Source organism: Kocuria sp., from assembly GCF_030530945.1.
Lineage (GTDB): Bacteria > Actinomycetota > Actinomycetes > Actinomycetales > Micrococcaceae > Kocuria.
Genome location: NZ_JAUMTZ010000005.1, coordinates 75,470 through 97,673 on the forward strand (window position 1 = coordinate 75,470; position 22,204 = coordinate 97,673).

A 22,204-nucleotide genomic window follows, 5' to 3' on the forward strand; every position below is an offset into this window, starting at 1 on the left:
GCCATGACCGAGACCACCCACCGCGACCGCATCGTCCTCACCGGCCTCGGCGCCGTGGGGTACCACGGCGTCTTCGAGAAGGAGCGTCGCAGCGGGCAGCCGTTCTTCGTGGACCTCGTGCTCCACCTGGACCTGCGCCCGGCCGGCACCACGGACGACCTCCACCTCACGGTGCACTACGGCGAGGTCGCGGAGCTGGTGCGGGAGATCATCATCGGCACCCGGTTCCAGCTCATCGAGGCGCTGGCGGAGGAGCTGGCCCGCACGCTGCTGGAGCGCTTCCCGGCGATCGCGGAGCTGGAGGTCACCGTGCACAAGCCCAAGGCGCCGATCGACGTGACGTTCTCGGACGTGGCGGTGAGCATCTCCCGTGCGCGGGGAGACCGTCCGGGGGGCCTGGACTGATGGCGGCCCGGTGCGTCGTGGCCCTGGGGGCGAACCTCGGGGACCGGCTCGCCGTGCTGCGCGCGGCCGTCCGCGAGCTGGAGGAGACCCCCGGGACCACGGTCACCGCGGTCTCGCCCGTGGTGAGCACCCGGGCCGTGGGCGGGCCGGGGGGCTCACCGGACTACCTCAACGCCGTGGTGCAGCTGTCCACGGAGCTGACGCCGTGGCAGGTGCTGGAAGTGTGCCAGGACATCGAGCGGCGCCACGGCCGCACACGCGAGGTGCGCTGGGGGCCCCGCACCCTGGACCTGGACGTGGTGTGCGTGGAGGGTGTGCGCAGCGCGGACCCGCGGCTGCTCCTGCCCCACCCTCGCGCCCGTGAGCGTGCCTTCGTGCTGCAGCCGTGGGCGCTGATGGACCCCGAGGCCGTGCTGGAGGGGGAGTCCGTGGCGGAGCTGGCACGGACGGCCCCGGATCTCGCGGACCTCACGGTGACCGAGTTTTTGCTGCGACCGGAGGAGGATCCCGCGTGCGCTACCTGAACCTGCTGAGCCTCGTGGCGGTGGCCGCCGTGGCCGCCGCCGTGGGATGGAGCCTGGACCACGCGGTGGGGGGCGGTGTGCAGAGCATGCTGATCCTGCCGTGGGTCAGCCTGCTCGCGGAGCTGGGTGCCGCGGTCGTCGTGGGGTACCTGGGGCTGCGCGTGCGGGCGTACCGCGATCCCGGCAAGGGGGCCGGGCGGCGTCGTGATCCGGCGCGGCGCAAGCCCTACGACCCGGTGTGGGCGGTGGGCACCGCGGCCGCGGCGCAGGCGGTGGCCTACTACGGCGCGCTGTGCGCCGGGTGGCACACGGGGCTGGGCGTGGAGCAGGCGGCGCTGCTCGGGGTGCGCTCCACCCAGGAGCCGCTGTGGCTGTGCGTGGTCCACGTGGTCTCCGGGATCCTCCTGGCGGTGCTGGGGTGGATCGTGGAGCGCTGGTGCCGGCTGCCACCGGACGATCCGGACGCGCAGGGTGGGACCCCCCTCGACGGGCGGTCGGGCCCGTACGCGGGAGGGGAGGGCGGCTATGCGCGAGAGCGCTGACCTCGGCCCGCAGGGGATGCGGTGGCGGCAGGTCTCGCCGCGGTACGTCCCGGTCCGCCTGATCGGCGCGGCCGTGGGCATGCTCGTCTGGGCATGTCTCGCGTGCATCCCGCTGGGGATCACGCTGCTGGGCGGCGGGGACCCGGGCGCGCCGTGGTGGGTGTGGCTGCCCCCCGCCGTGGTGCTCGTGTGGGGCGGGGTGAACCTCGTGCTGGTCCCGCGCCGGGTGCGGGCCATCGGCTACGCGGAGGCGCCCACGGAGCTGTGGCTGCGCAAGGGGCTCTTCTTCCGCACCGTCACGGTGGTTCCCTACGGGCGCATGCAGTACGTGGACATCCGCACGGGACCGCTGCTCCACGCCTTCGGGCTCGCCTCGGTGACCCTGCACACCGCGGCCGCGAACACGGACGCCGTGCTGCCCGGGCTGTCCCGGGTGGAGGCGGACCGGCTGCGGGAGCAGCTCACGGAGCGCGGGGAAGAGCACATGGTGGGCCTGTGACGCGCCGGGACGCCGCACGGGAGGACTCCCCCGGGACGGCTCGGGAGGCCAACGGCGAGTGGCACCGGGTCCACCCCTTCACCCCGTTCGTGCGGAGCTGGCTGCTGCTGGTGGCCCTGGTCTGGGGGATCGCCAACACCTTCCTGGACGACTTCCTCACCGCGCTGCTGCGGCACGAACCCGTGGACGTGGACCTCGGTGGCTCCATCCAGCTGATCGGTGCCGGGCTGGTCGTTGCCGTGCTGTGCGGGGTGCTGGGCGTGCTGGTGGGCCTGGGGCTGCTCTCGTGGTGGTTCATCCGCTACCAGATCACGGACGAGCACGTGCGCTTCCGCAGCGGCTGGCTCTTCCGCACGCAGCGCCAGGCCAGGCTGGACCGGGTGCAGGGCATCGACATCGAGCGCCGCTTCCTGCCCCGCGTCCTGGGGCTCGCGTCCCTGAAGTTCGACGTGGCCGACGGCGGCACCAGCGTCCTGGAGCTGTCCTACCTGGGCCGCGCCCACGCGCTGGAGCTGCGGCGGCAGCTTCTCGCCGCGGCCCACCGGGCCAGCCTGCAGCAGCCGGGGGCGACGCCGCCCGGTCCCGGCCCCGTTCGCGGTGCCGAGGCCGCCGCGTCCCAGCCCGCTGCAGCGGCGCGGTCCACCCGGCCGGCGCCCTGGGCCACGGCGTTCTCCCGGGCGGCGTCCTCCCATGCCGCACCCGCCGGGGACGGAACCGACCCCCTGGACGCCGCGGGCGCCGTCGTGCCCGGCCGGAGCCTCCCCGGCAAACGCGAGGGCGCGGACATCCGGGTGGCGCGCAGACACGGTCTGCTGACCGAGCGGGACGAGGCGCGGCCCGTGCTCACCATCCCGACCCTGCGGGTGCTGCTGGGGCTGGTCTGCTCGCCGCCGACCGTGGTGCTGGCGCTGCTCGCGCTCGCCACGGCGGGGCTGTCCGTGTGGGTCCCGGAGGCCCTGGTGGTGTCGCTGCCCTCGGCGCTGCCGCTGCTGCTGGCCGTGGTGTCCGGGCTGTACTCGCGCCTGGAGCGCAGCTGGGGGTTCACGCTCAGCGAGGTCCCCGCGGGTGTGCGGACCCGGGCGGGTCTGTTCAACGAGCGCTCGTCCACCATTCCCGCGGGGAGGGTGCAGGCGCTGGAGGTCACCGCGCCGCTGCTGTGGCGCCCCTTCGGCGGGCACCGGGTCACGGTGGTCACCGCAGGCAAGAGCGGTGCGGGGGACGGGGAGGGTCTCGGCTCGGTGGTGCTGCCCGTGGGCACGTGGGCGGACGTGGCTCAGGTCCTGGCCCTGGTGCTGCCGCTGGAGGCGGCCCCCGTGGAGCTCGTGCGCGAGGGTCTCACGGGGTTCGGAGACGCGGGGAGCTTCACCACGAGTCCCCGGCGCGCCCGCTGGCTGGACCCGCTCACGTGGCGGCGCACGGGCTTCGCGATGGACCACGCCGTGCTGGTGCTTCGAGGGGGTCGCCTGGGCCGCCACGCCAGTGTGCTCCCGCACCACAAGACGCAGTCCACGGCTCTCGCGCAGGGCCCGGTGGAGCGACGGCTCGGCCTGTGCGGTTTCACGGCGCACGTGACGCCCGGGTCCGTGACCACCACCGTGGAGCACCTGGACGTCGAGCGGGCCCGTGAGCTGCAGCGGCGCCACACGGACGCAGCCCGTCTCGCCCGGGAGCGCGTGAGCGCCGGCGGTGCAGGCATGCCCGGCTCCGTGGGCTCCGCAGCCACGGACCCGGGCTTCCCCGGGAGAGCCCCGTGGGCACCACGGCCCACCCCCGGTGCGTGAGACCGTGCGCTAGCCTGTGCGTGCCGTCGTCCCCCGCAAGGAGTCTCCCGTGTCCCAGTCCAGTCACCGTCCCGGCCGTCTCGGCGTGGGTGTCGTCAGCGCCGGGAAGGTGGGCGCGGTCCTGGGCGCGGCACTGCGCGCGGCGGGCCACGCCGTGGTGGGCGTGCACGCGTCGTCGCCGGAGAGCCGCGAGCGCGCGGACGCGCTGCTGCCGGACGTGCCCGTGCTGGACGTCCCGACCATCGTGGAGCGCAGCGAGCTCGTGCTGCTGGCCGTGCCGGACGACCAGCTGCCGGCGCTGGTGAGCGGGCTCGCCGCCACAGGGGCGTGGCAGCCCGGCCAGCTCGTAGTGCACACGGCGGGGCGCTACGGCACGGACGTGCTGGAGCCGGTGCGCGCCGCGGGGGCCATCGGCCTGGCGGTGCACCCGGCCATGACATTCACGGGGCTGAGCGTGGACCTGCAGCGGCTCGTGGACTGCTGCTTCGGCGTCACCGCCCCGGCACCCGTGCTCCCCATCGCCCAGGCCCTCGTGGTGGAGATGGGCGCGGAGCCCGTGGTGGTCGCGGAGGCGGACCGCCCGCTGTACCACGTGGCACTCGCCCACGGCTCCAACCACGTGATGACGCTGCTGGGCGAGTCCATGCAGCTGCTCGGGGAGATCGGTGTGGAGCACCCCGACCGAGTCCTGGGGCCGCTGGTGCGCGCCACGGTGGACAACGCGCTGGCCTCCGGGGAGTCCGCCCTCACCGGCCCGGTGGCCCGCGGGGACGTCTCCACGGTCGCCGCGCACGTGGCGGCGCTGCGGGAGCTCGCCGGGCGGGATCACCGCTCCGCCCCCACCCTCTCCTCCCAGGCGGTCACCGGCTCCCCGGACGACGCCGCCGCGCCCGGACCGCGCCCCGCGGCACCGGAGCAGGACATGGGGGAGCAGCTGCTGAGCGCGTATCGCGCGCTGGGGCGGCAGACGGCGCGGCGCGCGGCGGCGTCGGGCAGACTGGACGGGACGACGTACCGCGCGGTCGTGGCCGCGCTCGAGGAGGGGGAGTGACCGTGACGGGACCCGTGGTGTGCACCACCGTGGCCGGGATCCGGGAGGAGATCGCCGCCCGTGTGGCGCGCGGAGCCGCGAGCGTGGGGCTGCTGCCCACCATGGGTGCGCTGCACAGCGGGCACCTGGAGATCGCGCGGCGCACGCGCGCCGAGAACGAGCTGGCGGTCGTCTCCGTGTTCGTGAACCCGCTGCAGTTCGGCCCCGGCGAGGACTACGAGAGCTACCCGCGGCGGCTGGACGAGGACGTCGCGCTGCTGGCTCAGGAGGGTGTGGACCTCGTCTTCGCTCCGGAGACCCGGGAGATGTACCCGGACGGGCGGCCCGTGGTGTCCGTGACCGCGGGCGCGGCGGGGACCGTCCTGGAGGGCGCCACCCGGCCCGGGCACTTCGACGGCGCCCTGACCGTGGTCAACAAGCTCCTCACCATCATGGCCCCCGGCCCGGGCACCCCGTTCCGGGCCTACTTCGGGGAGAAGGACGCCCAGCAGCTGCTCCTGATGCAGCGGATGGTCCGTGACCTCGACCACCGCGTGGAGATCCGCCCCGTGCCCATCGTGCGCTCCCTGGAGGGGCTCGCGCTGTCCTCCCGCAACCAGTACCTCACCCCGGAGCAGGCGGAGCACGCGCTCGTGCTGAACCGCACGCTGCGCGCACTGGCGGCGGGGGAGCTCACGCTGGACCAGGCACGACGCCGCGTGAGCGCGGAAGCCGGGGTCCGCCTGGACTACCTCGTGACGGTGGACCCGCGGGACCTCTCCCTCGTGGATCCCACGCCCGGGACCCTGGCGCTCGTGGCCGCGTGGGTGGGGTCCACCCGGTTGATCGACAACATGCGCATCTGAGCGCGGGCGGTATCCTGGTCGACTGTGACCGAGCAGCCTGAGACCACCGTTCCCGCCGATCCCGCCAGCACCGATCCGGAGCTGAGCGCGAGCGAGCTCAACGACCAGATGTCGGTGCGCGCCGCCAAGCGGCAGGCCGCCGCCGAGGCCGGCATGGAGCCGTACCCGGTGGGCGTGGGGCGCACCACCACCCTCGCGCGGGTGCGCGAGGACTTCGGCCACCTCGAGCCCGGTGAGGAGACCGAGCACACGGTCACCGTCGCCGGGCGCGTGGTGCACGTGCGCAACACGGGCAAGCTGTGCTTCGGGACCCTGCAGGAGGGGGACGGCACCCGGCTGCAGGTCATGCTCTCCAGGGCGAACGTGGGGGACGAGCCCCTCGCGCAGTGGAAGGCGCTCGTGGACCTCGGGGACTTCGTGGCCGTCACCGGACGGGTCATCAGCTCCCGCCGCGGGGAGCTCTCCGTCATGGCGGACTCCTGGACCCTCGCGTCCAAGGCGCTGCGCCCGCTGCCCACCATGCACAAGGAGCTCAACGAGGAGACCCGGGTGCGCCAGCGCTACCTGGACCTCCTCGTGCGCCAGGAGGCCCGTGACGTGGTTCTCACCCGCTCCCTGATCACCCGCACCGTGCGCCGGGTCATGGAGGAGCAGGGCTACGTGGAGATCGAGACGCCCATGCTGCAGCTGGTGCACGGCGGTGCTGCGGCCAGGCCGTTCGAGACCCATCTGAACGCCTTCGACCAGGACATGACCCTGCGCATCGCCACGGAGCTGTACCTCAAGCGCGCCGTGGTGGGGGGCATCGACCGGGTCTTCGAGCTCGGACGGGTCTTCCGCAACGAGGGCGTGGACTCCTCCCACAGCCCGGAATTCACCACGCTCGAGGCCTACGAGGCGTACGCCGACCAATTCGTCATGGCGCAGCGCATTCAGGAGATCATCCAGGAATGCGCGCGGGTGCTCGGCGTGGACGGCGTGGACACACCCCAGGGCCGCATTGAATTGTTCGGGGAATGGGAGTGGGTGGCCGTGTACCCGGGTCTTTCCGAGGCCGTGGGGCAGGAGATCACACCGGAAACCCCGGCGGCGCGGCTGCGGGAGATCGCCGCGCAGCGCGAGATTCCCGTGAATCCCGCGTGGGACGCTCAGAAACTCGTGATGGAGCTCTTCGAGGAGATCGTGGAGCCCACCCTGATCCAGCCCACCTTCGTCTACGACTACCCGCCGGCCGCCCAGCCGCTGGCCCGCCCGCACCGCAGCGAGCCCGGGCTCATCGAGGCGTGGGACCTGATCATCGGCGGCATGGAGCGGGGCACGGCCTTCTCGGAGCTGGTGGACCCCGTGATCCAGCGGGAACGGCTCGTGGCCCAGTCGCGGCTGGCCGCGGCCGGGGACGACGAGGCCATGCAGCTGGACGAGGACTTCCTGCGCGCCCTGGAGCACGGCGCACCGCCCATGGGTGGTCTCGGTCTTGGACTGGACCGGCTCATCATGCTGTTCACGAACCTGGGGATCCGGGAGACCATTCTGTTCCCGCTCATGAAACCTGAGTGATCCCGCCGCGGGATCCCCCGCACAGAAATCATTCAGTCCCGGAAAGGATCACCAACACCATGGAATATCTGGCCGTCTTTGCGCCCTCGGTGGGCGTGGGTGTGGTGTTCTACCTGGTCATGCGCTGGTTGCTGCGGGGGGACCGCACGGAGCGCAGCGCGCAGAAGCATGCCCAGGAGGATGCCGAGCAGTGGTACCGCGCCGTGAGTGAGCGCGAGGGAGAGAATTCGCCCTTCGGGCACGAGGAGGAAAACCCGCGGGCGCAGCGGGGACTGGGTCTGCGCGGCAGCATTCCCATTCGTAATTCTCCCGAAGAGCGCAACGACCGATAAACCGCCGTGATGACATTTCGCCGGTCTCGTGCAATGATGGCTATCGTCATTCCGCGACAGCGATCGCTTCCGCGCGGCGTTTTCCTTTTCCCACCGGCGTGGCACACGATGTTTACGGGAAAACGGAACGCCACCGCGGGAAACACCACTGCGCGCCACAGCACAGTGCGAATGCGCTCACACGAACAATTGATCGACGCAGCCCTTTGGGCGTTTGGAGGAGCTGACCATGGCTCAGACCGTGAAAATCATTCTGGAGGACGACATCGACGGCGGCGAGGCCAACGAGACGGTGCGTTTCGGGCTCGACGGCGGCCAGTACGAGATCGACCTGAGCACGGAGAACGCCACCAAGCTGCGCGACGCGCTGCGCCCGTACGTCTCAGCCGGTCGTCGCGCCACCGCGAAGAACACCCGCAGCACCGCCACCACCACGCGTCCCAGCCGTTCCGGCAACCCCGAGACGCCCAAGATCCGCGCGTGGGCCAAGGAGCAGGGCCTGCCGGTCTCGGACCGGGGCCGCATCCACCAGGACATCCAGGACAAGTACTACGCCGCCCACAACGGCTGAGTCCTCACGCACCGGCATCCCGGTGCTGCCCCGCGCGCGGCACCGAACCGGGCAGACCGGAGGCGCCGCGGGTGGGGTGAGGTCTCCCGGTGGGGTGACTGCCTCGCCCCCGGTGAGCCACGACGGCCGGAACGCGTCCCCAGGGACGTGTTCCGGCCGTCGTCGTACGTGCCGGTGGGGTGCGCCGCAGGAGCCCCGGGAGGGGCCTTGGGCGGTGGCGCAGGGGGCGATTGCGCTGAGGGCTGGACACCGTGCGCCAGTGGCGAACAGTGCCCATGGCCCCGCGCCAGGTGCCTAGCATCGTGGGCAGAGATCAATGAAGGAGTATCCATGTTCGAACGCTTCACCGACCGTGCCCGCCGGGTGGTCGTGCTGGCCCAGGAAGAGGCCAGGATGCTCAACCACAACTACATCGGCACCGAGCACCTGCTGCTCGGGCTGATCCACGAGGGCGAGGGAGTGGCCGCCAAGGCCCTCGAGTCCCTCGGCATCACCCTCAGCGCGGCCCGCGAGCAGGTCCAGGACATCATCGGACCGGGCCAGCAGGCCCCCTCGGGCCACATCCCGTTCACGCCCCGTGCCAAGAAGGTGCTCGAGCACTCGCTGCGCGAGGCCCTGCAGCTGGGGCACAACTACATCGGCACCGAGCACATCCTGCTGGGCATCATCCGCGCCGGCGAGGGCGTGGCCTCCCAGGTGCTCGTCAAGCTCGGAGCGGATCCCGCGAAGGTCCGCGCCACGGTCCTGGAGCTGATCTCCGGGTACCAGTCGGGCAGCTCCGGCGGCGAGAAGGAGGCCGCGGGTGTCGGCTCCGGCGGTCGCGCCGAGGGCACCCCGGCCGGCTCCGCCGTGCTGGACCAGTTCGGGCGCAACCTCACCGCGGCCGCCCGCGAGTCCAAGCTGGATCCGGTGATCGGGCGCTACCGCGAGATGGAGCGCGTCATGCAGGTCCTCTCGCGACGCACCAAGAACAACCCCGTGCTGATCGGCGAGCCCGGTGTGGGCAAGACCGCCGTGGTGGAGGGCCTGGCCCAGGCCATCGTGCGCGGCGACGTCCCGGAGACCCTGAAGGACAAGCAGCTCTACACGCTGGACCTCGGCTCGCTCGTGGCTGGCTCCCGCTACCGCGGCGACTTCGAGGAGCGCCTGAAGAAGGTGCTCAAGGAGATCCGTACCCGCGGGGACATCATCCTGTTCATCGACGAGATCCACACCCTGGTGGGTGCGGGTGCCGCCGAGGGTGCCATCGACGCCGCCTCGATCCTCAAGCCCATGCTGGCCCGTGGTGAGCTGCAGACCATCGGTGCCACCACCCTGGACGAGTACCGCAAGCACATCGAGAAGGACGCCGCCCTGGAGCGGCGCTTCCAGCCCATCCAGGTGGACGAGCCCTCCGAGGCCCACGCCGTGGAGATCCTCAAGGGGCTGCGGGACAAGTACGAGGCGCACCACCGCGTGTCCATCTCGGACGACGCACTCGAGGCCGCCGTGAACATGTCCGCCCGCTACGTCTCGGACCGGTTCCTGCCGGACAAGGCCATCGACCTGATCGACGAGGCCGGCGCCCGGCTGCGCATCAAGCGCATGACGGCCCCGCCGGAGATCAAGGCCCTGGACGAGCGCATCTCCGAGACCAAGACCGCCAAGGAAGCGGCGATCGAGGGCCAGGACTACGAGAAGGCCGCCTCCCTGCGCGACACCGAGCAGAAGCTCATCGCGGAGCGGGACGAGAAGGACAGGGCCTGGCGCGAGGGGGACGACCAGATCTCCGAGGTCACCCCCGAGGTCATCTCCGAGGTCCTCTCGGCCTCCACGGGCGTGCCCGTGTACAAGATCTCCGAGGAGGAGTCCGGGCGGCTGCTGCACATGGAGGACGAGCTGCACAAGCGCGTCATCGGGCAGAACGAGGCCATCAAGGCCCTGTCCCGCTCCATCCGTCGCACCCGTGCGGGTCTGAAGGATCCCCGCCGTCCCGGTGGCTCGTTCATCTTCGCCGGGCCCACCGGCGTGGGCAAGACCGAGCTGGCCAAGGCGCTCGCGGAGTTCCTCTTCGGCGACGAGGACGCCCTCATCACCCTGGACATGTCCGAGTACCAGGAGAAGCACACCGTCTCGCGGCTCTTCGGTGCCCCTCCCGGGTACGTGGGCTACGAGGAGGGCGGCCAGCTGACCGAGAAGGTCCGCCGCAAGCCGTTCTCCGTGGTGCTCTTCGACGAGGTCGAGAAGGCGCACCAGGACCTGTTCAACTCCCTGCTGCAGATCCTGGAGGACGGTCGTCTGACCGACTCCCAGGGGCGCGTGGTGGACTTCAAGAACACGGTGATCATCATGACCACCAACCTGGGCACCCGTGACATCTCCCGCACGGTTCCCGTGGGCTTCCAGGCCAGCGGGGACGCCGCCACCTCCTACGACCGGATGCAGGCCAAGGTGCAGGAGGAGCTCAAGGAGCACTTCCGCCCCGAGTTCCTCAACCGCGTGGACGAGATCATCGTGTTCCCGCAGCTGAGCGAGAGCGAGATCGTCCAGATCGTGGACCTGTTCGTGGCCCGGCTGCAGCAGCGGCTGCGCGAGCAGGACATGTCGATCACGCTCACGGACGCCGCCAAGGCGCTCGTGGCCAAGAAGGGCTACGACCCCGCCATGGGTGCCCGCCCGCTGCGCCGCACCATGCAGCGGGAGATCGAGGACCAGCTCTCGGAGCGCATCCTGTTCGGTGAGATCGCCTCCGGCGAGAAGATCACCGTGGGTGTCGAGGGTGAGGGTGACGACGCCACCTTCACGTTCTCCTCCACGCCCATGTCCGAGCTGTCCGACGAGGAGATCCGGGAGATCGAGAACACCCCCACCCTCTCGGAGAGCAACGACAGCCAGTCCGGCAAGGACGTCCCCCGCTCACCGCACACCGGCGGTGACACCGGGGGCGGAGCGGCCCAGGCGCAGGCCTGAGACCTGCGGTGAGGCCCTTGCGACGGTGAGGGCCTCTTACGGGTGACGAGCGGGCGGCATCGTCCACCACAGCGGTGGGCGACGCCGCCCGCTCGCGTACCCGGGGCCCGGCCGGCCCCGCGTACAGTCGGGGGCATGGCTGAGATCCGCATCCGTCCCGCGAGGACGTCCGACGTGCCCGGCATCAAGGAGCTCGTGGCACCCATGGCCGCCGAGCGCATCCTGATCACCAAGGACACGGTCACCTACTTCGAGAGCATCCAGGAGTTCGTGGTCGCGGAGGACGAGTCCGGTGCCCTGGTGGGGTGCGGGGCCCTGCACGTGATGTGGGAGGACCTCGCGGAGGTGCGCACGCTGGCCACCTCTCCCGCGGCCCGCGGGCACGGTGTGGGCGGGCGGATGCTGCGCGAGCTGCTGGAGCGGGCCGGGCGGCTCGGGGTGGGCCGGGTCTTCTGCCTCACGTTCGAGGTGGGTTTCTTCGCCGCCCACGGCTTCGAGGTCATGGCGAACCAGGAGACCATTCCCGCCGAGGTCTTCGCGGAGCTGCTGCGCTCGCACGACGAGGGCGTGGCGGAGTTCCTGGACCTTGCACGGGTGAAGCCGAACACGCTGGGCAACACCCGCATGATCCGGACCCTCAGCCCGGCAGACTGACCCCGTCCCGGCCCTCGGCCGCGAGCCCGTCCAGCACCAGGCCGGTCAGGGCCCGCTCGCGCTGCTCGAGCGGCGCGCTCAGGCGCCACAGCGCGGTGAGCCGCTCGACCACCACCTCCGGCGGGGCCGCGTGCTCCGTGGCCAGCTGCTCGGAGCTGGCGGCGTCCGCGAGCAGCAGGGGCTTCGCCACGGGCTCCTCCGCCGCGCGCAGCACCGCCATGATGGCGCCCCGCACCTGCCGGTCCGTGCCGTGCCAGGCCTGGGCGCGGGGAACCTCCTCGGCGGGTGGGCTGCCGGCGGCCACCCACGCGCACTCGTGCGCCACGGGGCACTCCTCGCACCTCGGGGCGCGAGCCGTGCAGACGAGTGCCCCCAGCTCCATCACGGCCTGGTTCCAGGCCACGGACTCCGCCACGTCCGCGGGAAGCACGGCGTCCGCGAGCCGTGTCTCCGCCGCGGTCAGGGAGCGCCCGGGCAGCGCACGTCCCGAGAACAGCCGGGCCTCCACGCGGCGGATGTTGGTGTCCACCACCGTGTGGCGCTGGCCGAACGCGAAGACCGCCACGGCGGCCGCCGTGTACGTCCCGATCCCGGGCAGGGCCAGCAGCTGGGCATGGTCCTCGGGGACCACACCGTGGTGCTCGTCCCGGATGCGCTGAGCCGCCGCGTGCAACCGCAGCGCCCGCCGGGGATAGCCGAGCCGGTCCCACGCGCGCACCACGTCCGCCGGCGCCGCCGCGGCCAGGTCCCCCGGATGCGGCCACCGCTGCATCCAGCGCCGCCACACCGGCAGAACCCGCACCACGGGTGTCTGCTGCAGCATGATCTCGCTGACCAGCACGCCCCACGGGGAGCGGTCCGCGGCTCGCCACGGCAGGACGCGGGAGTGGTTCCCGTACCACGCCACCACGGCGTGGCGGATGCCGGGCAGCGCCCGCGGGTCCAGGGCTTCAGGTGCTTCGGCGTTCGGCTTCATCACCGTCCACGGTAGCCTGGAGACCATGGCTTCCCACGGTTCCGAGCACCACGATCCCCCCACGTCCACCACCGGGGGCGGGGGCTCGGAGGCCAGGCTTCCCGCGCACGTCTACCGGCGACGCCGCCTGGTGGCGCTCGCGGTCATCGCCCTCCTCCTGCTGCTGCTCGTGGTGGGTGTGGTCCGGGGCGTGCGGGCCGTGACCGGTTCCGGCGGACAGGACACCGCGCAGGACGCGGCCGCCCAGCGTCCGGCAGCCACGGCCCAGGCCACCGCCGACCCGGAGCAGAAGTTCGCGGACTTCACGCCGCGGCCCGATCCCTCCGGCTCGGCATCCTCCTCCGCCCCGGGGACCCCCAGCCCGAGCAGCACGGCCGTCCCGGCGTGCGGGGCTGACCTCTCGGTCACCGCCTCCACGGACAAGGAGACCTACGCCGCGAAGGAGCAGCCGGTCCTGACCATGACGCTGCAGAACACGGGCAACCACCCGTGCACCGTGGACGCCGGCACCAGCAAGATGGTGTTCACGGTGGTCTCCGGCTCGGACACCGTCTTCGACTCCCGCCACTGCGCCGCCGGGGGCGACGACCGCAAGCTCACCCTGGACGCCGGGGCGAAGGAGACGGCCAGGCTGAGCTGGAACCGCACCCGCACCGCGCAGGGCTGCCCCGCGGGACAGGCCGAGGCCGCGGCGGGGTACTACAAGCTCACCGCCACCCTGGGGGACACCACGAGCGCTCCCGCCGCATTCGTGCTGCAGTGACCCGCTCCGGGAGCCGGGCGACCTCACATGAAGCGGTCCAGCAGGCTGGTCTCCGCCATGCGCGAGAGGGACTCCCGGACCGTGCGCGCGCGCTGCTCGCCGATGCCGTCCACGGACATGAGGTCCTCCAGGTTCGCGGCCATGAGGGACTGCAGGCCGTCGAACTGGGAGACGAGCCGCTTGGCCACCGCTCCGGGCATGGACTTGATGCCCTCCAGCAGCCGGTAGCCGTGGGGGTGCAGGTCCGTCTCCAGGGTGGCCTGCGCTCCGGTGAGACCGGCGGCCACCGCCACCCGCTGCAGGTCCACGAGCTCGGCGGGGGAGAGCTCCGCGAGCTGGTCCAGTGACCCCTCGACCACCTCCGGTGCGGTGGCCTCCGGGAGGTAGTCGCGCAGCACCACATCCGGTCCGGGTCCCGTGCCCGCGGTGAGCTCCTCCAGCTGCAGGGAGATCAGCCGGCCGTCCGAGCCGAGCTCCAGGACGTACCAGGCGATCTCCTCGGAGATCCGGCGGACCATCTCCATGCGCTGCAGGGTCAGGGCCACGTCCCGGACGGTGACGGCCGCCTCGATCTCCAGCGCGGAGAGGCTTCCCAGCACCTGCTCCAGCCGGTTGCTGTAGTGCTCCAGGGTCTGCAGGGCCTGGTTGGCGCGGGCCATGATGGCCTGCGAGCCCTCGATCGCGTAGCGGTACTCGTCCTTGTAGATGGTGATCACGCTCATGGACGCGCTCACCGAGATCACGGGCACGCCCGTCTGCTTGGCCGTGCGCTCCGCGGAACGGTGCCGCGTGCCGGACTCCTGCGTGGGGATGCTCGCGTCCGGCATGAGCTGGACCCCGGCCTTGAGGATGCGCGTGGCGTCCTTGTCGCACACGATCGCCCCGTCCATCTTGGCGAGCTCCCGCAGCTTGGTGGGGGTGAAGTCCGTGTGGATGTCGAACCCGCCGGAGCACAGCGACTCCACGGAGCGGTCGACGCCGAGGACGATCAGCGCGCCGGTGCGGCCCCGCAGGATCCGCTCCAGACCGGTGCGCAGCTCTGTGCCGGGGGAGACCCTGGCGAGGGTCTTGCGCAACGCTGCTTCACGAGAGTTCACCACGCCTTCATTCTACGGTCGGGCAGCCGCACCCGGACCGCCCCCAGCAAGGGGGCGCCCGGCGCTGACCAGGGGCGACGTGGGCGCAGGGGCTCCGTGTCCCCCTGCCCCGTGCCCCCCGTGTACCCCTCTCGTGTACCGCCCCGTGCACCGGTCTCGCGCGGGGCAGCGGGCGCGGCGCCTCAGCCCTGGCGCGGGGGAAAGAGCAGCTCCATGGCCTGGTTCACGGTGGTGACCTCCCGGACCGAGAATCCCGGGGGGATCTTCCCCGGGCCGCTGGGGGAGGCTGGGACCACGGCGTGGGTGAAGCCCAGTCGCGCCACCTCCTGGATCCGGCGGTTGATCTCCGGCACGGGGCGCACCTCCCCGGCGAGACCGATCTCCCCGAAGCACACGAGACGCTGGGGCAGGGGTCGGTCCTGGGCCGCGGAGGCCAGAGCCATGCACACCGCGAGGTCCGTGGCGGGCTCGGTGAGCCGCACGCCCCCAACCGTGGAGACGTAGCAGTCCATGGCGGCCAGGGCCACACCGGCCCTGCGCTGCAGGACGGCCAGCAGCATGGCCACGCGGGAGCTGTCCAGGCCGGAGGTGGCTCGCCGGGGCTGGGAGGTGCTGGAGCGGTCCAGCAGCGCCTGGACCTCGGCGAGCAGAGGTCTGCGGCCCTCCACGGTGACGCTCAGGCACGTGCCCGCCACGGGGACGGGGGTGCGGGAGACGAAGAGCCCGGAGGGGTCCGAGACGGAGCGGATGCCGTTCTCCTCCAGGTCGAAGCAGCCCACCTCGTCCGTGGGGCCGAAGCGGTTCTTCACCGCCCGGAGCAGACGGATGCGGGAGTGCTTGTCGCCCTCGAACTGGCACACCACGTCCACCAGGTGCTCCAGCAGCCGCGGCCCCGCGATGGAGCCCTCCTTGGTCACGTGGCCCACCAGCAGCGTGGTCATGTTCCGGGTCTTGGCCGCGTGGATGAGGCTCGCGGTGACCTCCCGCACCTGGCTCACCCCACCCGCGGAGCCCTCGATCTCCGGACTCGCGAGCGTCTGCACGGAGTCCACGATCAGCAGCTCCGGGGACAGGGACTCCACCTGTGCCAGGGCCGCGGAGAGGTCCGACTCCGCCGCCAGGTAGAGGGAGTCGGACAGCGCCCCGATCCGCTCGGCGCGCAGCTTCACCTGCGCCGCAGACTCCTCGCCGCTCACGTACAGCACCGTGCGCGGGGACTCCCCGCCGGCCACCTTGGCGGCGGCGTCCAGCAGCAGGGTGGACTTGCCCACCCCCGGCTCGCCGGCCAGCAGGATCACCGCACCGGGCACCAGCCCGCCGCCCAGCACCCGGTCCAGCTCCTGGACCCGCGTGGGCGTGAACTGCGCCAGGGAGGAGTCGACGGCGCCGATGGGCTGCGCGGGCGAGGTCACCGTGGCGGCGGCCCGGGTCCGCCCGAGCTCACGCTCCGACCCTGTCTCCTGCACGGTGCCCCACGCCTGGCACTCACCGCAGCGCCCCACCCACTTGGCGGTGGTCCACCCGCACTCGGAGCAGCGGTAGGTGGTGGACTGCTTGCGGGTCTTCGTGGCCATGGTGCCCACGCTAGGAGCCCGTTCCGACGCGCATAAGCCGCCCCGGCGGCGTCGTCCGCGGGCTCAGCCGTGACCGAGCGGGGGCAGGTGCGCGGTGGCGGTCTCGTGGGCCACACCCGTGGCCTCCAGCAGGTCCACCACCATGGGCCGTAGCAGCAGGACCAGCGCCTCGCCCTCCATGGTGCGGATGCCCATGGCGGCCGGTTCCAGGCGCCGTGCCACCGAGATCAGCTCGTTGCGGGTCTGGCGCAGGTAGCTCTCCCGGCTCTGCGGGTGGCCCTCGTTGAGGGCGTGGCCCAGGCTCAGGACGGCGTCGGAGAGGTCCGAGAGAGCCTCGGAGAGGGAGGTCACGGCCTCGTCCGCCAGGGTGACCCGGTTGAGTACGGACGCCAGCCGGCGGGCGAAGACCCGCGAGTTGCGCACCGCGAGGTCCAGGTAGCGGATGCTCTCGGAGAGCTCGTCGATCTCGCGCCGGTGCCGCCTGTGGATGGGGGAGGCGTGGACGATCTCCCATGAGCCCTGCAGCCCCGTGCGCACCGAGTCCACGAGCGGCTGGGTCTGGCGGCCCCGCACCAGGGCGTGCCAGGCCAGACGGGAGTCGGTGTCCGCAACGGCGTGGGAGCAGTCCGTGAGCATCTGGGTGAACTCGGTGATGAGCACCCCCAGGTCCTGCCGCGGCTCCCGGCGGGGGTCCTGGGGCAGCACGTAGGCCAGCAGCAGCGCGCACAGGCACCCCACCACGGCGTCCAGCGACCGGCCGAAGACCCCGTCCTGCGAGGGGGGCAGCAGCACCACCAGCACGGACTGCAGGCCCATCTGGGTGGTGAAGATGCCGCCGTTGTCCAGGAACCTGGCCAGCAGCAGGGAGGCCAGCAGCACGACCCCCGCCTGCCACTCGCCCGGGCCCAGGAGGTGGATCAGGGTGTCTCCCATGATGATGCCGAGGGTGCAGCCGAGCGAGACCTCCAGGACCCGCCGGTACCGCAGCCCGCCCTTCGCGTAGCCCAGGGAGACCAAGGCGGCGGTGGCCGCGAAGATCGGCCCGTGGTGACCCAGCAGCCGTTCTGCGATGACGTAGGCCACCACGGCGGCCACGGTCATCTGCACCGCCTGGAAGAAGCCCGCGCTCATCCGGGTCCAGCCCGTGCGCGCCCGGCGTGCCACGAGCCCGCGGACGCGGCGCAGCCGGGAGCGGGGCTGATCTGCTTCCGTGGGCGCCATGAGGCCATCCTAGGCGGGGCGGGGGGACGGGTTCGCACGGGCGCGAGCCGCCTCCGCGGTGCTCCCCGTGCACCCGGTGCGCGGGGCGCGACACCGAGGTTGTTCATCGGCCGTTCACCTTCCCGGGCGACTCTGGAAACGTCCGGTGGTTAGCGTCGGCGCCGGGCGCGCTGCGAGTGCAGCGACCACGGACGCCGTGTCGCGGCGTCTCCGCTACACGCCGGAATCGCCGGTCCATGCTCTCGAAGGAGAAACAGTGAAGGTTTCGCACGTCGGCCGCTCGGCCGCAGTCCTCGTCATCGGTGCCCTCGCTCTGACCGCTTGCGGTTCCGACAACGCCACCGGCAACGGCGGCGGAAGCGGTGGCGGTGAGAGCAGCGGGGTCTCCGGCACGCTCACCGGCATCGGCGCCTCGTCGCAGCAGGCCGCGATGACCGCTTGGCAGAACGGCTTCCAGTCCTCCAACAGCGGGGCCACCATCCAGTACTCCCCGGACGGATCCGGTGCGGGCCGCAAGGCGTTCCTGGCCGGCGGCGCGAACTTCGCGGGCTCGGACGCGTACCTCGCCGACAAGGAGCTCCCGGACGCCAAGAAGCAGTGCGGTGACGGCGGCGCCATGGACCTGCCCGTGTACGTCTCCCCGATCTCCGTGGCGTTCAACCTGCCCGGCATCGACTCCCTGAACCTGGACGCGCCCACCATCGCCAAGATCTTCAAGGGTGAGATCAAGAAGTGGGATGCGGACGAGATCAAGAAGCAGAACCCGGACGCCGATCTCCCCAGCACCGCCATCACCGTGGTGCACCGCAGCGACGACTCCGGCACCACCGAGAACTTCACCGACTACCTGAGCAAGGCGGCGCCGAAGGACTGGACCGACGAGGCGGACCAGGCCTGGCCCTCCAAGTACGCCGGTGAGAACAACAAGGGCACCTCCGGCGTGGTCTCCACCACCTCCGGCACCGAGGGCGCGGTGACCTACGCGGACTCCTCCGCCGTGGGTGACCTGGGCACCGCCGCCATCAAGGTGGGGGACGAGTACGTCAAGCACTCCCCGGAAGCCGCCGCCAAGGCTGTGGAGGTCTCCTCGCAGGTCAAGGGCCGCAGCGAGCACGACCTCGCGATCGATATCGCCCGCGACACCAAGGAGGCCGGCGCCTACCCGCTGGTGCTGATCTCCTACCACATCGTGTGCTCCCAGTACGACAAGAAGGAGACCGCGGACCTCGTCAAGGCCTTCGAGTCCTACGTGATCTCCGAGGACGGGCAGAAGACCGCCGCGGACTCCGCCGGCTCCGCCCCGCTCTCCCAGTCCCTGCGGGACAAGGCCAAGGCCGCGGTGGACACCATCTCCGCCAAGGGCTGACCCGGTTCCCCACCGGTGACGGCGGCGTCGGCGCATCCACTGCGTCGACGCCGCCACCACGCCGACGTCCGATCCGTCCCGCCGCGTTCAGGGCTGGACGGCGGCCCGCCCGGCACCCACCCCACCTGATCGAAGGGACTGCTCCATGTCCACCACCGTCAGCACCCGCAAACGGGCCACCGCGTCCACGGCGGCCGGTCGTGCGGGTGACTCCATCTTCTCGGGCCTCAGCCTGGCCGCGGGCATCCTGATCTTCGCGGTCCTCGCGGCCGTGGCGATCTTCCTGCTGCTCCAGGCCCTGCCCACCTTCACCGCGGCGCCCGCGGACATCACCGGGGGCAAGGGGTTCTTCACCTACATCTGGCCGCTCGTGGTGGGCACGCTCATCGCCTCGGTCATCGCCCTGCTGATCGCCACGCCCGTGGGGATCCTGGTGGCCCTCTACATCTCCCACTACGCCCCGGCTAGGGTCTCGAAGCCCGTGGGGTACGTGATCGACCTGCTCGCCGCGATCCCCTCCGTGATCTACGGCGCATGGGGCGCCACGGTGCTGGCCCCGGCGCTCGTGCCGCTGTTCACCTGGCTGAGCGAGCACCTGGGATTCATCCCGATCTTCTCCGGCCCGGCCTCCCAGACCGGCAAGACCCTGCTCACCGCCGGCGTGGTGCTCGCCATCATGATCCTGCCGATCATCACCTCCATGTCCCGCGAGATCTTCACCCAGACCCCCAAGCTACACGAGGAGGCCGCGCTGGCACTGGGGGCCACGCGCTGGGAGATGGTCCGGATGTCCGTGCTGCCGTTCGCACGGCCGGGCATCATCTCCTCGATCATGCTCGCCCTGGGGCGCGCGCTCGGTGAGACCATGGCCGTGGCCCTGGTGCTCTCCTCGGGGCCGATGATCGCCTCCCTCATCAAGTCCGGGAACCAGACCATCGCCGCGGAGATCGCCCTGAACTTCCCGGAGGCCTACGGTCTGCGGCTCTCCGAGCTGATCGCCGCCGGTCTCGTGCTGTTCCTCATCACCCTGGTGGTCAACATGATCGCGCGCGCCATCATCGCCCGCTACAAGGAATTCTCGGGGGCCAACTGATGTCCACGTCCACGAACACTCCCGGGGTCTCCCCGGTCCGACAGTCCAAGCTCACCCGTGGGCAGCGGCCCAAGTGGCTGATCCCCGTGATCGGGGTCGTCGCGATCGTGGCTGGTGCCGCGCTCTCGGCGCTGCTCGGCTTCAGCATCGCCCTGTGGGCCCTGTTCGCAGCCGTCATCTTCCTGGTGGTGGGCCCGCTCGCGGTCACACTCGTCGAGGGCAGGCGTGCCGGGGCCGACTCGCTCATGACCTTCCTGGTCTACGCCGCCTTCGTGCTCGCCGTGATCCCGCTGGTCTCGGTGCTGTGGACCGTGCTCGCGAAGGGCATCCCCGGGATGACCTCCAGCATGCTGCTCACCTCCATGAACGGGGTCACCGGTTTCCAGGACAACAAGGCCCACGGCTCCTCGGAGGTCATGGGCGGCGCGTACCACGCGATCGTGGGTACCGTCTCCATCACGTTCTGGGCCACCATCATGTCCGTCCCCATCGGACTGCTCACCGCCATCTACCTGGTGGAGTACTCCCGCGGGGGCTGGCTGGGCAAGGTCATCACGTTCTTCGTGGACGTGATGACCGGCATCCCCTCCATCGTGGCGGGCCTGTTCGCCGCGGCGCTGTTCGGGATGATCCTGGGCCCGTCCACCCGCACCGGCTTCGTGGCCGCCGTGGCCCTGACCGTCCTGATGATCCCCACGGTGGTCAAGAACACGGAGGAGATGCTGCGGATCGTTCCCAACGAGCTGCGGGAGGCCTCCTACGCGCTGGGCGTGCGCAAGTGGCGGACCATCCTGAAGGTGGTGATCCCCACGGCCATCTCCGGCATCGCGTCCGGCGTGACCCTGGCGATCGCGCGCGTGATCGGTGAGACCGCGCCCCTGCTCGTCACCGCGGGCTTTGCCACGGCCATCAACTGGAACTCGTTCTCCGGGTGGATGACCACCCTGCCCACGTTCATCTACTACCAGATCATGAACCCCACGTCTCCCACGAACCCCGACCCCTCCCTGCAGCGGGCCTGGGCGGCGGCGCTGGTGCTCATCATCATCGTGATGCTGCTCAACCTCGTGGCGCGCCTGATCGCCAGGGCGTTCGCGCCCAAGACCGCCGGCCGCTGAGCGCCCACCGACCCACCTGATCGAAGGAATGACAACCATGTCGAAACGCATCGACGTCGAACACCTCAACGTCTACTACGGTGATTTCCTGGCGGTCCAGGACGTCAGCATGAACATCGAGCCGCGGTCCGTGACCGCCTTCATCGGCCCCTCCGGCTGCGGCAAGTCCACGTTCCTGCGCACGTTGAACCGCATGCACGAGGTGATCCCGGGCGCGTACGCGGAGGGCAAGGTCCTCCTGGACGGGGACGACCTCTACGGCAAGGGCGTGGACCCGGTGACGGTGCGCTCCATGGTGGGCATGGTGTTCCAGCGCCCCAACCCGTTCCCCACCATGTCCATCCGGGACAACGTCCTGGCCGGTGTGAAGCTGAACAACAAGCGGATCTCCGGTAGCGAGGCCGATGACCTCGTGGAGAGCTCGCTGCGCGGTGCCAACCTGTGGAACGAGGTCAAGGACCGGCTCAACAAGCCCGGGTCGGGGCTCTCCGGCGGTCAGCAGCAGCGGCTGTGCATCGCCCGCGCCATCGCGGTCAAGCCGGACGTGATCCTCATGGACGAGCCGTGCTCGGCGCTGGACCCCATCTCCACCCTGGCCATCGAGGACCTGATCAACGAGATCAAGACCGACTACACGGTCGTGATCGTCACGCACAACATGCAGCAGGCGTCCCGCGTCTCGGACAAGACCGCCTTCTTCAACATCGAGGGCACCGGCAAGCCCGGGCGCCTGATCGAGTACTCGCCCACCTCGGAGATCTTCAACACTCCGCAGAAGAAGGAGACCGAGGACTACGTCTCCGGCCGCTTCGGCTGATCCGCCACCCGGCTCTCCCACGGACCGAGGCCGGCGCCGCATCCACGATGCCGCGCCGGCCTCGCGCCGTCTCAGGGATCACGACGACGCCGCCGCCGCCGACCGGGTCTCAGACCCCGGGAGCCGGGACCAGGGGGGAGGCGGCCAGGAAGAGGGTCGCGGACACCAGGGCGCAGACGGGGACGGTGAGCACCCACGTGAGCAGCACCCGCACCAGGGTGGTGTGGTACACGGTGCGGAAGCGCTGTGCGGACCCCGCGCCGAGGATGGCGGCGGTGCTCGCGTGGGAGCTGGAGAGGGGGATGGGGGAGAGGAAGCCGCCCACGAAGAGCATGGTTCCGGCAACCGTCTGCGCCACCGCGCCGCGCAGCGGGTCCAGGGAGACCACGCGGGTGGACAGGGTGTAGGAGATCCGCCAGCCGCCCAGCAGGGTGCCGAGGCCGAGGCACCCGCCCACCAGCACGGACAG

Annotated in this window: 22 protein-coding genes; 17 read left to right on the forward strand and 5 right to left on the reverse strand. The window is 71.3% G+C overall.

Features of this window, described 5'->3' with window-relative positions:
* The first annotated feature begins 3 nt into the window (after positions 1-3).
* From folB to Q4A22_RS06740, 12 genes are all read left to right on the forward strand, one after another.
* Positions 4-405 carry a dihydroneopterin aldolase gene (folB, locus tag Q4A22_RS06685; protein ID WP_303177964.1) on the forward strand — a complete coding sequence of 134 codons (402 nt, stop codon included), beginning with the start codon at positions 4-6 and terminating at the stop codon, positions 403-405.
* Positions 405-929: a 2-amino-4-hydroxy-6-hydroxymethyldihydropteridine diphosphokinase gene (gene folK / locus Q4A22_RS06690; RefSeq protein WP_303177965.1), complete on the forward strand. Its 525-nt coding sequence runs from the start codon at positions 405-407 to the stop codon at positions 927-929. Before folB ends, folK begins: the two co-directional genes overlap by 1 nt.
* Positions 917-1,471 carry a DUF3180 domain-containing protein gene (locus Q4A22_RS06695; protein ID WP_303177966.1) on the forward strand — a complete coding sequence of 185 codons (555 nt, stop codon included), beginning with the start codon at positions 917-919 and terminating at the stop codon, positions 1,469-1,471. Before folK ends, Q4A22_RS06695 begins: the two co-directional genes overlap by 13 nt.
* The gene (locus Q4A22_RS06700) at positions 1,455-1,970 is read left to right on the forward strand and encodes a PH domain-containing protein (RefSeq protein ID WP_303177967.1); all 516 of its coding nucleotides are present in this window, start codon (positions 1,455-1,457) and stop codon (positions 1,968-1,970) included. Before Q4A22_RS06695 ends, Q4A22_RS06700 begins: the two co-directional genes overlap by 17 nt.
* The gene (locus tag Q4A22_RS06705; protein ID WP_303177968.1) at positions 1,967-3,751 is read left to right on the forward strand and encodes a PH domain-containing protein; all 1,785 of its coding nucleotides are present in this window, start codon (positions 1,967-1,969) and stop codon (positions 3,749-3,751) included. Before Q4A22_RS06700 ends, Q4A22_RS06705 begins: the two co-directional genes overlap by 4 nt.
* A gap of 49 nt (positions 3,752-3,800) precedes the next feature.
* Positions 3,801-4,802 (forward strand): Rossmann-like and DUF2520 domain-containing protein, encoded by a 1,002-nt coding sequence (locus tag Q4A22_RS06710; RefSeq protein WP_303177970.1) that lies wholly within the window; start codon positions 3,801-3,803, stop codon positions 4,800-4,802.
* Entirely contained in the window at positions 4,799-5,647 is an 849-nt protein-coding gene (panC, locus tag Q4A22_RS06715; RefSeq protein WP_303177972.1) for a pantoate--beta-alanine ligase, read from the forward strand. Before Q4A22_RS06710 ends, panC begins: the two co-directional genes overlap by 4 nt.
* Before the next feature lie 24 nt (positions 5,648-5,671).
* The gene (lysS, locus tag Q4A22_RS06720; RefSeq protein WP_303177974.1) at positions 5,672-7,204 is read left to right on the forward strand and encodes a lysine--tRNA ligase; all 1,533 of its coding nucleotides are present in this window, start codon (positions 5,672-5,674) and stop codon (positions 7,202-7,204) included.
* Positions 7,205-7,263: 59 nt separating this feature from the next.
* Positions 7,264-7,536 (forward strand): hypothetical protein, encoded by a 273-nt coding sequence (locus Q4A22_RS06725; protein WP_303177976.1) that lies wholly within the window; start codon positions 7,264-7,266, stop codon positions 7,534-7,536.
* A gap of 229 nt (positions 7,537-7,765) precedes the next feature.
* Complete coding sequence (locus Q4A22_RS06730) at positions 7,766-8,107, forward strand: Lsr2 family protein (RefSeq protein WP_303177978.1); 342 nt, start codon at positions 7,766-7,768, stop codon at positions 8,105-8,107.
* Between the two features lie 330 nt (positions 8,108-8,437).
* The gene (locus tag Q4A22_RS06735; RefSeq protein ID WP_303177980.1) at positions 8,438-11,056 is read left to right on the forward strand and encodes an ATP-dependent Clp protease ATP-binding subunit; all 2,619 of its coding nucleotides are present in this window, start codon (positions 8,438-8,440) and stop codon (positions 11,054-11,056) included.
* Positions 11,057-11,191: 135 nt separating this feature from the next.
* Positions 11,192-11,710 carry an amino-acid N-acetyltransferase gene (locus tag Q4A22_RS06740; RefSeq protein WP_303177982.1) on the forward strand — a complete coding sequence of 173 codons (519 nt, stop codon included), beginning with the start codon at positions 11,192-11,194 and terminating at the stop codon, positions 11,708-11,710.
* On the opposite strand, the gene Q4A22_RS06745 is transcribed toward Q4A22_RS06740, so the two are convergent.
* The gene (locus Q4A22_RS06745; RefSeq protein WP_303177984.1) at positions 11,694-12,686 is read right to left on the reverse strand and encodes an A/G-specific adenine glycosylase; all 993 of its coding nucleotides are present in this window, start codon (positions 12,684-12,686) and stop codon (positions 11,694-11,696) included. The genes Q4A22_RS06740 and Q4A22_RS06745 overlap by 17 nt on opposite strands.
* 25 nt (positions 12,687-12,711) lie before the next feature.
* Here Q4A22_RS06745 and Q4A22_RS06750 point away from each other — a divergent pair, with 25 nt between their 5' ends.
* The gene (locus Q4A22_RS06750) at positions 12,712-13,449 is read left to right on the forward strand and encodes a hypothetical protein (RefSeq protein ID WP_303177986.1); all 738 of its coding nucleotides are present in this window, start codon (positions 12,712-12,714) and stop codon (positions 13,447-13,449) included.
* Between the two features lie 23 nt (positions 13,450-13,472).
* On the opposite strand, the gene disA is transcribed toward Q4A22_RS06750, so the two are convergent.
* The 3 genes from disA to Q4A22_RS06765 all read right to left on the reverse strand — a co-directional run bounded on the left by disA (position 13,473) and on the right by Q4A22_RS06765 (position 17,341).
* Positions 13,473-14,549 (reverse strand): DNA integrity scanning diadenylate cyclase DisA, encoded by a 1,077-nt coding sequence (disA, locus tag Q4A22_RS06755; RefSeq protein WP_303177988.1) that lies wholly within the window; start codon positions 14,547-14,549, stop codon positions 13,473-13,475.
* A 179-nt stretch (positions 14,550-14,728) separates the two neighbouring features.
* Positions 14,729-16,120: a DNA repair protein RadA gene (gene radA / locus Q4A22_RS06760; protein WP_303177990.1), complete on the reverse strand. Its 1,392-nt coding sequence runs from the start codon at positions 16,118-16,120 to the stop codon at positions 14,729-14,731.
* Positions 16,121-16,183: 63 nt separating this feature from the next.
* Positions 16,184-17,341, reverse strand: coding sequence for an aromatic acid exporter family protein (locus Q4A22_RS06765; RefSeq protein WP_303177992.1), 1,158 nt, complete (start codon positions 17,339-17,341; stop codon positions 16,184-16,186).
* Between the two features lie 256 nt (positions 17,342-17,597).
* Between Q4A22_RS06765 and pstS the strand changes: the two genes are divergently transcribed.
* The 4 genes from pstS to pstB all read left to right on the forward strand — a co-directional run bounded on the left by pstS (position 17,598) and on the right by pstB (position 21,735).
* Positions 17,598-18,707 (forward strand): phosphate ABC transporter substrate-binding protein PstS, encoded by a 1,110-nt coding sequence (pstS, locus tag Q4A22_RS06770; RefSeq protein WP_303177994.1) that lies wholly within the window; start codon positions 17,598-17,600, stop codon positions 18,705-18,707.
* Between the two features lie 145 nt (positions 18,708-18,852).
* Entirely contained in the window at positions 18,853-19,800 is a 948-nt protein-coding gene (gene pstC / locus Q4A22_RS06775; protein WP_303177997.1) for a phosphate ABC transporter permease subunit PstC, read from the forward strand.
* Complete coding sequence (gene pstA, locus Q4A22_RS06780; protein WP_303177999.1) at positions 19,800-20,918, forward strand: phosphate ABC transporter permease PstA; 1,119 nt, start codon at positions 19,800-19,802, stop codon at positions 20,916-20,918. The genes pstC and pstA overlap by 1 nt, the downstream gene beginning before the upstream one ends.
* 37 nt (positions 20,919-20,955) lie before the next feature.
* Positions 20,956-21,735 (forward strand): phosphate ABC transporter ATP-binding protein PstB, encoded by a 780-nt coding sequence (gene pstB / locus Q4A22_RS06785; RefSeq protein WP_303178001.1) that lies wholly within the window; start codon positions 20,956-20,958, stop codon positions 21,733-21,735.
* 109 nt (positions 21,736-21,844) lie between these two features.
* Here the strand turns inward: pstB and Q4A22_RS06790 are convergent.
* On the reverse strand, positions 21,845-22,204 hold a 360-nt coding region (locus tag Q4A22_RS06790), incomplete at its 5' end, for an inorganic phosphate transporter (protein ID WP_303178003.1).

What these genes read in the sequence shown, in the direction of transcription:
- Q4A22_RS06740 (WP_303177982.1), top strand. Translation starts at nt 11,192, where the DNA reads ATGGCTGAGATCCGCATCCGTCCCGCGAGGACGTCCGACGTGCCCGGC.
- pstA (WP_303177999.1), top strand. Translation starts at nt 19,800, where the DNA reads ATGTCCACGTCCACGAACACTCCCGGGGTCTCCCCGGTCCGACAGTCC.
- folK (WP_303177965.1), top strand. Translation starts at nt 405, where the DNA reads ATGGCGGCCCGGTGCGTCGTGGCCCTGGGGGCGAACCTCGGGGACCGG.
- pstB (WP_303178001.1), top strand. Translation starts at nt 20,956, where the DNA reads ATGTCGAAACGCATCGACGTCGAACACCTCAACGTCTACTACGGTGAT.
- Q4A22_RS06730 (WP_303177978.1), top strand. Translation starts at nt 7,766, where the DNA reads ATGGCTCAGACCGTGAAAATCATTCTGGAGGACGACATCGACGGCGGC.
- Q4A22_RS06750 (WP_303177986.1), top strand. Translation starts at nt 12,712, where the DNA reads ATGGCTTCCCACGGTTCCGAGCACCACGATCCCCCCACGTCCACCACC.
- Q4A22_RS06700 (WP_303177967.1), top strand. Translation starts at nt 1,455, where the DNA reads ATGCGCGAGAGCGCTGACCTCGGCCCGCAGGGGATGCGGTGGCGGCAG.
- Q4A22_RS06745 (WP_303177984.1), bottom strand. Translation starts at nt 12,686, where the DNA reads ATGAAGCCGAACGCCGAAGCACCTGAAGCCCTGGACCCGCGGGCGCTG.
- Q4A22_RS06765 (WP_303177992.1), bottom strand. Translation starts at nt 17,341, where the DNA reads ATGGCGCCCACGGAAGCAGATCAGCCCCGCTCCCGGCTGCGCCGCGTC.
- Q4A22_RS06735 (WP_303177980.1), top strand. Translation starts at nt 8,438, where the DNA reads ATGTTCGAACGCTTCACCGACCGTGCCCGCCGGGTGGTCGTGCTGGCC.
- pstC (WP_303177997.1), top strand. Translation starts at nt 18,853, where the DNA reads ATGTCCACCACCGTCAGCACCCGCAAACGGGCCACCGCGTCCACGGCG.
- folB (WP_303177964.1), top strand. Translation starts at nt 4, where the DNA reads ATGACCGAGACCACCCACCGCGACCGCATCGTCCTCACCGGCCTCGGC.
- radA (WP_303177990.1), bottom strand. Translation starts at nt 16,120, where the DNA reads ATGGCCACGAAGACCCGCAAGCAGTCCACCACCTACCGCTGCTCCGAG.
- Q4A22_RS06725 (WP_303177976.1), top strand. Translation starts at nt 7,264, where the DNA reads ATGGAATATCTGGCCGTCTTTGCGCCCTCGGTGGGCGTGGGTGTGGTG.